This is a genomic window from Pantoea sp. SJZ147 (genome assembly GCF_007828605.1).
Classification (GTDB): domain Bacteria; phylum Pseudomonadota; class Gammaproteobacteria; order Enterobacterales; family Enterobacteriaceae; genus Pantoea; species Pantoea allii.
The window spans coordinates 19,194-31,709 of sequence record NZ_VIVB01000006.1 but is presented as its reverse complement, the minus strand read 5'-3'; the positions used below and the strand labels follow the sequence as shown (position 1 = coordinate 31,709).

Sequence of the window (12,516 nt, the reverse complement as noted above, 5' to 3'; positions counted from 1 at the left end):
TGAAATGCATTCACACTTAATACCGTCTTTTTCATCTTTTATCGTTTAACGGAACGGTGGCTCATTAAACGTGCGTAACTTACGTGAATGCAGCTTATCACCTTCAGCCCGCAATAATTCCACGGCACGAATACCAATCTGCAGATGTTCTGAAATCGCACCATCGTAGAAGCGGTTTGCCTGACCGGGCAGCTTGATCTCGCCATGCAGCGGTTTATCTGAAACACAGAGTAATGTGCCATAAGGCACCCGGAAGCGATAACCCTGCGCGGCAATCGTCGCACTTTCCATATCGACGGCGACGGCACGGCTGAGGTTAAAACGCAGGGCAGAAGCCGAATAGCGCAGTTCCCAGTTGCGATCGTCAGTCGTTACAACGGTCCCGGTGCGCAGGCGTTCTTTGACCTCTTCGCCCGGCATACCGCTGACCGATTTGGTTGCGTCATACAACGCCCGCTGAACCTCAGCGATGCTTGGAATCGGGATATCGGGTGGCAACACGCTGTCAAGCACATGGTCATCACGCAGATAAGCGTGCGCCAGCACATAGTCACCGATACGCTGGCTTTCACGCAGGCCACCACAGTGCCCAATCATCAGCCAGGCATGGGGACGAATAACGGCCAGATGATCGCAGATGGTTTTGGCATTGGACGGACCGACGCCGATATTAATCAGGGTAATGCCCCGGCGGTTGGGTGACGTCAGGTGCCAGGCGGGCATCTGATGCTTCTTCCACGCTAAATCAGACAGCATCGCTTCGTTGTCTTCCGTACTGGCTGTCAGAACGACATCTCCTGCGCAGACAAGACTGTCAAAAGGCGTCGAAGGATCGCGAACCTGCTCAATGGCCCAGCGAACAAATTCGTCTACATAGCGCGTGTAGTTGGTGAACAGTACAAAGGGCTGAAAATGCTCAACGGCGGTGCCGGTATAATGGCGCAGGCGGGCGAGTGAAAAGTCAGTGCGCAGCGCATCGAAGTGAGAAAGAGGGAAGGTGGCATCGGCATGAAACAAACCGTCTGCCGTTTCATCACCAATCTGCGACAGCTCGGTGGTGGGAAAATGGCGGGCAATACCGGCGCTCATGGTGCGGTCCAGCGACAAACCGTCAATGACGTAAGGATAAGGGATTTCCTGACGCGAAGGACCGACGTCGATTTCTACCTCATACTCTTTTTCCAGCATAGCAAGCTGCTCAGAAATGTAGTGGCGTAGCAAAGCCGGGCGTGTAATCGTAGTGCTGTAACTGCCTGTGTGAGTAAAACGTCCCCAGGCGCGGGTACGATTCTGCTGAGGGCCATCGCCCTGCCATGTAATACGTAATTCAGGATAAACAAACAGACCTTGCGACCGGGCAACGGGATCAGGTAACGATCCTTCTTCCGTGTAGGCTTTAATCGACGCGCGCAGGGCATTCACTGCATCGTCATACATCTGCTCAAGCGTATCAAGCGCCTGCTCGCGTGTAAGATTTTTCCGTTGGGCGGGCATAACTTCTCCTTTCACATGCTTACGACAATTTCCTTCAGCTTAGCGGGTTTAACGAAGGATTTGGTGAAGAATCTATGATCGCGCGCATTTTACTGCTGCGAGTTATAGGCGAGGCTTAACGCTGGCGCGATGGGGTAAGTGAAAATGCAGATAAACCCGACCATTACATCAGGTTATCCGCACAGAAAAGGCATTCTTCCAGGGATTATCGCGTGCCGGATGCGACAACGCGGCGATTTAAATGGGTGGGAGGCAGAGATAAAAAAAGTGTGTAACCATGATTTAACAGGAATGCAAAACGTTTTGCATATTTGCCCGCAGGCTACCATCATTAGAGTTATTCCCCCGACTTCTTCATATTTGGTACTCCTTTGCAAAATCCCGGCGTAGCAGTGGTGCAGGCGATTAAGCGCACGGCGTGGTATCCCAAACGTCGTTCCTACCGCACGCTGTACTGGCGTGAAATTTCGCCGCTTGCAGTTCCTATCTTTTTCGAAAACGCCTGTGTGCTGTTAATGGGCGTGTTGAGTACTTTCCTGGTCAGTTGGCTGGGTAAAGAGGCGATGGCAGGCGTGGGCCTGGCTGACAGTTTTAACATGGTCATCATCTCCTTTTTTGCCGCCATCGATCTCGGTACTACCGTGGTCGTCGCCTTCAGCCTCGCAAGACGCAACGGCAAGCGTGCCCGCGCCGCCACGCGCCAGTCTCTGGCCATGATGACGATTTTGGCGCTGGTGCTGGTCATTGCTATCGAATTCTGGGGCCACCTGATCATTGATGCTATTGCGGGCGCTGCCGAACCAAAAGTTAAAGCCTTAGCACTGAGCTATCTCCAGGTTTCCGCATGGAGCTATCCGGCAGCGGCAATCACGCTAATCGGCAGTGGCGCGCTGCGTGGGGCAGGGAATACCAAGATCCCGATGCTGATTAATGGCGGGATGAATATCCTCAATATCATGATCAGTAGCGTACTCATTTATGGCTGTTTTTCATGGGATGGACTGGGGTTTGTCGGCGCTGGATTAGGGTTAACCATTACCCGCTACATCGGCGCTTTCGCCATTATTTATGTATTAATGATTGGATTTAATGCTTCGCTAAAAATCACGCTTTCCAGTTATTTTCGTCGCTGGAACAGCAGCATCTTATATGAAGTACTGAGCATAGGCGTGCCTGCCAGTATCGAATCCGTGCTGTTTAACGGCGGTAAATTGCTGACTCAGGTTTTTGTCGCAGGCATGGGCACCAATGAAATTGCCGGTAATTTTATCGCCTTCTCTGTCGCTTCATTGATTAACCTGCCGGGTAATTCTCTGGGTTCAGCGTCAACCATCATCACCGGAAGGCGGCTGGGCAAATACCAGGTGTTTCAGGCTGAACGGCAGGCAAAGCATGTCTTTTGGCTGGCCACGCTCTGTCTGTCATGTATTGCTGCGCTTACCGTACCGCTGGCAGGTTTACTGGCCCGTTTCTACACCAGCGATCCCGAAGTCATCAATGTGACTAAACACCTCATCTGGCTGAATGCCTTGTTCATGCCAATATGGGCCGCCTCGTGGGTTCTTCCAGCCGGTCTCAAGGGCGCGCGTGATGCCCGTTACACAATGTATGTCTCCATGTTCAGCATGTGGTGTGCCAGAGTTGTTGTGGGCTACCTGTTGGGCATTGAACTGGGGATGGGCGTGACTGGCGTCTGGCTTGGCATGTTCCTCGACTGGATGGTGAGAGGGCTCTTTTTCTGGAGACGATTCAATAGCGGTAAGTGGTTGAACAATTACCGTAAGATGATTGCCAAAGCCCAGCAGTCGTGATTTCTGCGTACACCGCGCTGGCTAACGCTGGTCTGTGTTGGCGTTCAGCGTAACGCTTGCGGCTTCCTGTTTTCGTCCGTCCAGACGTCACTTCCCGCATCCATACTTTCATTTAAAACCGGCCAGGCGTTATCCCTGCGGGCCTGGCTGGTCTGTAACAACTGACGCGATGCCGTTTAATTTCCCATAACAGTTGCAGAAAGACGCTATTAATTGATCAGATTATTAAGATAATTCTTAAATTAATATAAGTCCTTGTTTTTAACTCATTGAATTTAAATAAATTAAATGAATTAGGATTTATTACTTATGGGTAAAATTTGACTTAATTACGATTTAATACTTAAAAACGCTTCCCCGGCGCGCCCATTATCCTGCTTTCCAGACGTAATTTCTTCATTAAGCATTCGTTATGCTAATGTTTACAGGCTTAAGCGGAGCGGGAGGCAGCCTGAATTCGCGGTTTTTAGCCATTTTCATGGCAGTATTCTCAGGCCAGGATGAAGTTTGCGTTAACTATAAATATTAGTTTTATTACTGATTAGGATGTGTCTGAGCTATGTTGAAATTTTGCAGGCATTATGTAAAGCTGTGTAAGATGTTAATAAAAGGAAAAGAACTTTACACAGGCGAGCAGGATGTTCAGGCTCGTGCGGTAGCTATGGTGCTGCAGTTTAATTTGTAAGCCATTGATTTATTGCTATTTGTGTGAGATCGACTGGAAGTTAAGCAGGATGTTGCCATTCTCCCCACACTTATAACGATTAATCAGCCTTGCAAAACTTAACGATTCAGCAATATGAATTGTTTGCGCGTAAGAGTTAACCAGGCTGTCTTAATGACGTTTGCGTTTAGGAATTTGTCAGTTTGCTGAATGTTTAATCTTACATTTAGCCGTCTTGTTCCGGTCATCAGGTTTTTATGAGCAGTTTCTACACTGTTCAATCTCATCGAATATAAATTTTACACTCAATAAATTATCTTATTCAGGCAAATTGTTTTGTTAATCAGGATGTTGGCTCCAAATGGCGGCCAGCATACCTCGTATGACGACATGGTTTGCTTAACACCGGCCAATGGCCACTTTTTGGGTATTAATGGAACTAAATATGAAGAAAATGGTGAACTTTCGAATTGCATTAAGCCTGATGTTCGTTTTTGCTGTTGCAGGCTGTAAAACACCGCCAAAAATGACGGATGACACAATGGTGACCAGCACGGTTGATGGCACCACCTTGATGCATCGTCATGCCATTGCTGCACCCGCTCAGTTTTCTGCCTTGAATGAAACCTATCGCGCCTTGTATCCGGCGTCCGTCATGACGCGCCCGGATTTCAGCGGCAAAGTGGTTGAAACCCTAAAAACCGGTGAAAGCTATACCGTTGTCGGCCAGGTTGAAAATAACTGGCTGGCATTGGGTGAAGACGCGCAGGCCGAAGCCGCACCCGCGCCAGCTGCCGATGCAAAAGCAGCTGATAACAAAGGTGCCGCTGCTCAGGCCCCAACCAGCGCTGTAAAAGTCATTGGCTATGTGCCGTTCCGTGCCGTGGTGAAAAGCGATATGTACGATCAAACCGTTAAAGCTGACCAGCCAAAGCGTCGTGTGCGTGCCGCTGCCAGGAAAAAGACCTGTGTGTCAGTCGATGGCAACAGTCAGGCGTGCCAGAACAAAAATAACGGTACCTGGATCATCAACTAAGTCAGGGGCAGGGAGGGACAGAAATGGCACATACCTATTTACGCGCTGGTCTGAAAATATGGCTCTGGCCCTTCCTGCTACTCTTGCTGACGGCATGCAGTAGCAGTAAGCCTGATATCGCGCGCTACAACCTGAATTTTCAGGCGCATCCACAAATCAATGGTGGCGCGCCGTTGAAAGTCCGGGTCATGTTATTGACGTCGGATGCGGAGTTTATGTCCGCTGACTTTTTCACCTTACAGAATCAACCTGCTACCGCGCTGGGAAATACGCTGCTTAACAACCAGCAGTTTTTCCTGATGTCCGGTCAGCTCACTAAAACGCTGAGTGCCAAAAGTCTTCCTGAAGCACGTTTCATCGGCATCATGGCGGAATATCAAAAGCTGGATGGCAAAGTGTGGCGGCTGGCGTTGCCTTTTCCTGACAGCGACAGCAGTTCGTTCTGGCAGTTCTGGAAGAGCAATGATGGCGAGTTAAACGCCAACATTATCGTAGACGATGCCGGCATGCGTCCCGTTAAGCAATAAAACCGTCTTCAAAGGATGATTATGAACAGAGCCGAAAAGGTTGTTTGGGCGGAAGGGATGTTTTTACGTCCCCACCATTTTCAGCAGGCAGAAAACTTTCTGCAAAACGCACTGCGTGAATGGGGCCAGTCGCAACGTCCTTACGTTTGGGGATTTTTCGATCTCGAATTTGATGAAGCTCTGTTACGGCAGGGTAAACTGGCGCTCAGTGCCGCCAGCGGATGCTTGCCAGATGGTACCTTTTTTTCCTTCAGCCAGCCGCAACACGGGCCCGCACCGCTGGATGTGCCGGGCAATATAGACCGCGCTAAAGTGGTCCTGGCGATTCCTGCTCGCCGTAACGGACGTGAAGCCGTGACCTTTCAGGATTCACCGGATTCGCTGGCGCGCTATCTGGCCTGGGAAGCGGAAGTTGAAGATGATAATGCGCAGGCTGTCGGGACGGCCACCGTCCAGTTTGGCAAGCTGCGCCTGCGTTTGATGCTGGAGCAGGATCTGACCGCAGAATGGACAGCGATGGGCGTTGCCCAGATCGTTGAAAAACGCAGTGACAACCACATTCGTTTAGACAATGACTACATTCCCCCCACACTTACCCTTGCTGGCAGTCGTCCGCTACAGAGCATGATGACCGACCTGCACGGCATGATTCAGCAGCGTAGCCAGCAGTTAAGCCAACGTGCACCCGGCACAGGCCGTTTTAACAGCGCAGATATGGTGGATTTTATGCTGCTGGCGCTGCTCAATCGCCAGTTAGGCCTGCATGCGCATTTGCAGCACCTGCCGCTATTGCATCCCGAAACCCTCTACAGCCACTGGCTGCAGCTGGCTGCTGAGCTGGCAACATGGACGGAGGCTCGCACGCCGGATGCTTTTCCCCTCTACGACCATGATGACCTGCAGGGCTGTTTCTCGCGCCTCACGCTGTTGTTGCGTCAGGGGCTGTCACAGGTGATGGAAGAGAGCGCTATCCAGTTACCGCTGACCCAACGTTCACACGGCCTGAATGTCGCAACCGTGCCGGATAACAGCATGGTGCGCGAGTTTGGCTTTGTGCTGGCAGTGAAAGCCAGTGTGCCAGCGGAAGCCCTGAAAACGCATTTCCCGGCGCAAATGAAGGTCGCTCCGGTCACGAAAATTCGCGACCTCGTGCAGTTGCAGTTGCCGGGCCTTGCCCTGAAAGCCATGCCGGGCGCGCCGCCGCAGATCCCATGGCATGCAGGTTACAGCTATTTTGAGTTGGATAAGAACAGCGAGCTGTGGCAGGAGATGGAACGATCGGGTGCCTTCGCGCTGCACCTTGCCGGTGATTTTCCGGGCCTGAACATGGAGTTCTGGGCCATTCGCAGTCAGTCAGAATAATTCAAACTGAGCAGGCATGATGCAGGAACAAAATAAACCGAACAGTGATGCATTTCAGCAGGATCTTAGCCATCAGAATATTTTGGTGGCAGCCGCTAATCCGCTGATTAACGCGATTCCACAGATTCGTCACTCCGTGTCGCATGACGATCCCGCACGTTTACGTCAACAGCTTATCGACCAGATCCGCCGTTTCGAGCTGGCCTGCCAGCAGTCCGGTCTGAGTTATGAGGTGATCGTAGGCGCGCGTTATTGTTTGTGTACGGCACTTGATGAAGCTGCAGCACTGACGCCCTGGGGAAGCCGTGGCGTGTGGACCAGTAATGGCTTGCTGGTGACCTTCCACAATGAAACCTGGGGCGGTGAAAAGTTTTTCCAGTTGCTGGCTAAGCTTTCGCAAAATCCGCGTCAGCACATCCTGTTACTGGAGCTGATCTATTTCTGCTTACTGCTTGGTTTTGAAGGGCGCTATCGGGTTTTAGATAATGGCCGTTCTCAACTGGACACCATTAAACAGCGTCTGTTGCAGATGATTCGAAGCGTCAGGGGCAGCTTTGCCGCTGCGTTATCGCCGCATCCGACTGACCAGCCAGTATTGCGCAAACTGTGGCGACCGATGATTCCGCTGTGGGCCTGCGCGGCGCTGGCCGGTCTGGCTGCCTGCCTGTTCTATATTGTGCTGAACTGGCGTCTGGGGGATTACACCTCGCCAGTCCTGGCAAAAATTTATCAGACGACGCTGCCAGAAGTGCAGATCCGCAATCCGGCACCGCCGCCGCCGCCGTCCCTGAACCTGAAGTCCTTCCTCAAGCCTGAAATCGACGAAGGCCTGGTTGCCGTGCGCGACGAGGCAGATCAAAGCGTGGTGACGTTGAAAGGAGATGGCCTGTTCGCTTCCGGCTCGACAGAGATTCGCGGACGTTATGACGCCGTCATCCAGCGTATTGCTGAAGCCATGAATAATGTCAGTGGGAAAATTCTGGTGGTGGGCTACAGCGATAACGTTCCGATTCGCAGTGCCCGATTCGCGTCCAACTATGAGCTGTCACTGGCGCGAGCCCAGTCCGTGCAGACCGTGTTGCAAAAACAGTTGGCTAAACCATCACGCGTTAAAGCGGAAGGGCGTGGCGAAACGCATCCGTTGGTGCCGAATAACAGTGCAGAAAACCGCGCACGTAATCGTCGTGTCGAGATTACATTGCAGGTCGCACCTGATACGACGCAAGCTGAACTCAACGGCCTGGCGAGAGGGAACTAATCCATGCTGAACGTACTATTTGCGGTACTGACCAGCCGTCTGGCCTGGGGTTTTGTCGGTATTACCGCGTTATCATTTATTATCTGGGTTATCGGCCCGGTGTTCTCAATTGTGGATTCTCGCCCGCTGGAGTCTGAACAGAACCGCATGATCAGCATTGCGCTGCTCTATGTCGTCTGGGGCCTCAGCCAGGCGATTCCGCGCGTTTACAACTACTGGCTGAACCGGAAACTGATGTCCAGCCTGGAGAGTAATAAGTCGGATGCGCCGGAAGAAGACCGCAAGCGTCTGACCAGTGAAGATCAGGTGCTGGCGACTCGCTTCTCTGAAGCCACAGAGATGCTTAAAAAAGCACACTTTCAGCGTCAGAGCAGTAAAGGTGCGCCTTTCTGGGCACAGCGCTTCAGTCATCAATATCTCTATCAACTGCCGTGGTACATGATTATCGGCGCACCGGGTGCCGGTAAAACGACGGCCCTGGTGAACTCCGGGTTGCAGTTCCCACTGGCGGATAAGTTCGGTAAGGCCGCACTGCGCGGGATTGGCGGTACGCGTAACTGCGACTGGTGGTTTACTAACGAAGCCGTGTTGCTCGATACAGCAGGACGTTATACCACCCAGGAAAGCCAGCAGGAGCGGGATGCCGGTGAATGGCATCAGTTCCTTGAACTCCTGCGTAAATACCGTGGACGCCAGCCGGTTAACGGCGTCATCGTGACCTTGAGTGTGGCGGATCTGTTATCCCAGTCACCTGAGGCCATGCGTAATCAGGCGGTGGCGTTGCGCCAGCGACTGATGGAGTTGCATGACCAACTCGGTATCCGTTTCCCGGTGTACGTTCTGGTTACCAAAACCGACCTGTTAAAAGGCTTCCGCAGCTATTTTTCCAGCCTGGACAAGGCACAGCGCGAGCAGATTTGGGGCTTTACTTTCCCTTGGGCAAAAGCATCAACGGCAGACTTTGAACTCAGCAGCCAGTTTCAGCAGGAATATTCGCTGCTGCAACAGCGACTGGATGCGGGACTTGCCGATGTCCTGTTGGCGGAAAGTGATGCTCAGGCTCGTGCCGAAAGCTACCTGTTTCCACAGGAATTTGCCGCGCTGCGCCCACAGTTGGCCGAAGCGCTGGATATCCTGTTTGCACGTTCCGATTTTGAAACCCAGTTTGCGCCGCGCGGTATCTACTTCGCCAGCGGTACGCAGGAAGGATTACCCTTTGACCGCGTGATGGGTGAACTGACGCGTGCGCTGCATCTGCCGGGCCAACAGCAAGGGGAATCAGGCAGTTGGGACAAGGTCGATAAAGACGCACCGATTCCGCAAAACAAAGGCCAGAGCTTTTTCCTTAAGGGCGTGCTGGAAAATGTCATCTTCCAGGAGTCCGGTCTGGCCGGCAGTAACCGCTGGTGGGAATTACGTAACCGGGTGGGCTTGTGGTCTGGCTATGTTGCGTTACTGGTCATTGTACTGATTGCGGGTGCACTGTGGCTGGTGAGTTATAACAAAAACAAAACCTACCTGCAGGAGATGGCCGCGAAAAGCCCACAGGTTGAGCAACTGGGCGACAAGCTACAAAAAGAGGTAAATGGCAACCTGTTTGTGTTGGTGCCTTATCTCAACACGCTGCTGCACCTTCCTGAAAGTGAATCCTTTTCTCTGGATCATCCCCCGCTTACGCGCCGGATGGGCCTGTACCGCGGAACGGAAGTCAGTGATGCCACCCAGGCCTTGTATGACCGGGCGCTGAAGCAGTTGCTGATGCCACAGGTTGCACAGAACATTACCCGCTGGCTGCGCAATGACACCGGGAGTGATGCCGACTACAGCTATGAAGCGCTCAAGGCTTATCAGATGCTGTACCAGCCAAAACACTACGACGGTAAATTTCTCCAGGCATGGATGATGTTAAACATTTCTCGCGAATTGCCGCAGGACGTGACCCAGGCGGAAGTGAAGCAACTGGCGTGGCATCTGCAGCAGCTCCTGGAGACGCAGATTCAGTCCTCGCCGTATGCGAAGGATGATGCGCTGGTAAAGCGCGAGCAGGCGCTGATTAGTCAGATGCCGCTGTCACAGCGCGTTTACGGACGCCTGAAACGCCTGCTGGAACGCGATGGCTCACTGTCACCGGTTACCCTGTCAGCCCTGGGCGGGCCACAAAGTGAACTGGTGTTTTCACGTAAAAGCGGTAAGTCAGTCAACGACGGCGTGTCCGGGCTCTTTACGCCAGACGGTTACTGGAATCATGTTGATAAACAGATCGCGCCGGTGACGGATGCGCTCTACAAGGATGATACCTGGGTGCTGGGTGCCGAGACAGCCCATGAAGACAGCAAACAAACCGACCTTGCGGTGCGCCAGCTGTATATTCAGGACTACATCCGGCAGTGGGAGCAGTTTCTCAGCGACATTCAGCTCAACAGTAATGCCGATCTGACGCAGCGTATTAATACGGCACGCCTGCTGTCAGGCAATCATTCACCGTTGCGCCAGTTGGTGATTAACCTGAGCAAACAGCTCACGCTGACCCGCGCACAGCCTGAAGACAAGAACGCAAAAGACCCGTCTGCATCTTCAGATAACAGTGCGACCCGAACGCTACAGGCGCTGTTTACTTCGCCACGTACCAACGGTGAGCAGGCAGCCGTGCAGCAAACGCCTGAGCAAGCGGTCACCGCGCATTTTGCGCCGATTATTGAACTCGCACAGCCCTTGCAGCAAGGCAGCAAAGTGCTGGCCGTCGATGATTTCCTGAAGCAGATTGACGATCTTTATCGCTACCTGACTGCCGTGCAGGATGCCGCCAACAGCGGTATGCCACCGCCGTCTGGTGATGCGATAAGCCGTCTGCAGGCCAGCGCCGGACGCTTGCCTGGCTCGCTGCAAAATATGGTGTCCGGTATGGCTGTCGGCGCCAGCAGCGATGCACAACGTCGCGATATGGATAATGTCCGTAAACGCATCACCATGGAGGTGGGCAGTTTCTGCCGTCAGGCTATCGCAGGTCGTTACCCGTTGGTGCGTAATGGACGAAGCGAAGTCACACCGGATGACCTGGCGCGCATGTTTGCACCGGGCACCGGACTGATGGACAGTTTTTTCCGTGACAATCTGGCCAGCAAAGTGGATACCACGCGTGCCGCATGGCGTTTCACGCCCGGCATTGACGGTAAAACGTTACCCGGCGGCGAAGCCTTACTGCGTCCTTTCCAGCAGGCTCAGTCGATTCGTGATGCCTTCTTTGCCAATGGCGCTACCACGCCATCCTTCCGCGTGACATTGCGTACGGTGAAGATGGATAACGATATCCTGAATATGACATTGGACGTGGATGGACAGATTTTACGCTATAGTCATGGACCACAGGCCGTTCAGTTAGTGAGCTGGCCCGGTCCGGGCGGGACAAGTCAGGTACGTATGCAACTGGGTCTGACGAATGGCACCACCTCGACCCTGACCACCAGCGGCCCATGGGCGCTCAACCGCTTCTTTGACCGCGCGCGGGTAACGTCGGTAGGTGGGCTGACTCGCGAAGCCAGCTTCAGTGTGGATGGTCATAATGTGACGCTGTCATTCACGCCTGGCAGCATTCGTAATCCTTTCCAGCTACCCGCATTTAGCTGTCCCTGAAACAGGATCTGACTATGACCCATTACGCAGCACCTGGCTGGTACGGTAAACTGCCCAGTTCGGGTGATTTTGTGAAACGACGCTTTCCCGATACCTTGCAGCGCCAGTGGTCTAACTGGTTTCAGGTGGGATTGCATCACTGGCAAACCAGTGCTGAAGGCGAAAATGCCCCCTCACGGGCTTTTCTTAAAGCGCCGGTGTGGAACTTTGTGGTGCCGCCTATGCTCGGCACACAACTGATCCAAATGGGTTGTCTGACGGCCGCACGTGACAGCGTGGGACGCCATTATCCACTCTGCGCCTTACGTTATTTTACGCCGACCGAATGGATGCCTTCATTACTGGCACGCACGGGCGACTGGTATCACCAGATGGGGAATACCTTATTGCGCGCGGTGCAGGATGGCGGAACACCCGAGCAGTTCGACCAGGCGCTGTTGAGTATTCCACTGCCTCAGCCTCAGCAGGACGAGGAGTCATCGGATATTCTGGCGGTTATCGGCAGCGGAGAACAAGATTCAACACTGAGCTGGCATTTGCCGTCACAAAGCTTTGATCCCCAGTTCCAGACCAGTTTCTGGTGGACGAATCAGAGCGATGGCTTCCCGCTTTATACCCATGTCCACAGTGGAAACTTCACGGCGCAGTTATTTTCACTGTTGTTTGATCCGGCGGGCGGTGCAAAGCCGGGACGAAATGGACTTTATCCTCCTATGTTTGAATCCTGAGGCGAA

At 52.9% G+C, this 12,516-nt stretch carries 8 protein-coding genes; 7 read left to right on the top strand and 1 reads right to left on the bottom strand.

What is annotated here, in order from left to right; genetic code table 11:
* Nucleotides 1-45 precede the first annotated feature (45 nt).
* A complete protein-coding gene (locus FBY13_RS10265) occupies nucleotides 46-1,494 on the bottom strand; it encodes an AMP nucleosidase (protein ID WP_145394088.1) in 1,449 nt (482 codons plus the stop codon).
* Nucleotides 1,495-1,889: 395 nt separating this feature from the next.
* Here FBY13_RS10265 and FBY13_RS10260 point away from each other — a divergent pair, with 395 nt between their 5' ends.
* The 7 genes from FBY13_RS10260 to tagF all read left to right on the top strand — a co-directional run bounded on the left by FBY13_RS10260 (nucleotide 1,890) and on the right by tagF (nucleotide 12,510).
* Nucleotides 1,890-3,305 carry an EmmdR/YeeO family multidrug/toxin efflux MATE transporter gene (locus FBY13_RS10260; protein ID WP_109717439.1) on the top strand — a complete coding sequence of 472 codons (1,416 nt, stop codon included), beginning with the start codon at nucleotides 1,890-1,892 and terminating at the stop codon, nucleotides 3,303-3,305.
* A 1,097-nt stretch (nucleotides 3,306-4,402) separates the two neighbouring features.
* A complete protein-coding gene (locus tag FBY13_RS10255) occupies nucleotides 4,403-5,005 on the top strand; it encodes a hypothetical protein (protein ID WP_063880068.1) in 603 nt (200 codons plus the stop codon).
* 23 nt (nucleotides 5,006-5,028) lie between these two features.
* Nucleotides 5,029-5,532 (top strand): type VI secretion system lipoprotein TssJ, encoded by a 504-nt coding sequence (gene tssJ / locus FBY13_RS10250; protein WP_096010740.1) that lies wholly within the window; start codon nucleotides 5,029-5,031, stop codon nucleotides 5,530-5,532.
* A gap of 21 nt (nucleotides 5,533-5,553) precedes the next feature.
* On the top strand, nucleotides 5,554-6,894 hold the full coding sequence (gene tssK / locus FBY13_RS10245) for a type VI secretion system baseplate subunit TssK (protein ID WP_063880066.1): 1,341 nt from the start codon (nucleotides 5,554-5,556) through the stop codon (nucleotides 6,892-6,894).
* Between the two features lie 16 nt (nucleotides 6,895-6,910).
* Nucleotides 6,911-8,152: a DotU family type VI secretion system protein gene (locus FBY13_RS10240; RefSeq protein WP_063880065.1), complete on the top strand. Its 1,242-nt coding sequence runs from the start codon at nucleotides 6,911-6,913 to the stop codon at nucleotides 8,150-8,152.
* 3 nt (nucleotides 8,153-8,155) lie between these two features.
* Nucleotides 8,156-11,782: a type VI secretion system membrane subunit TssM gene (gene tssM / locus FBY13_RS10235; RefSeq protein ID WP_096010739.1), complete on the top strand. Its 3,627-nt coding sequence runs from the start codon at nucleotides 8,156-8,158 to the stop codon at nucleotides 11,780-11,782.
* Nucleotides 11,783-11,796: 14 nt separating this feature from the next.
* Complete coding sequence (gene tagF, locus FBY13_RS10230; RefSeq protein WP_145394087.1) at nucleotides 11,797-12,510, top strand: type VI secretion system-associated protein TagF; 714 nt, start codon at nucleotides 11,797-11,799, stop codon at nucleotides 12,508-12,510.
* Nucleotides 12,511-12,516 lie beyond the last annotated feature (6 nt).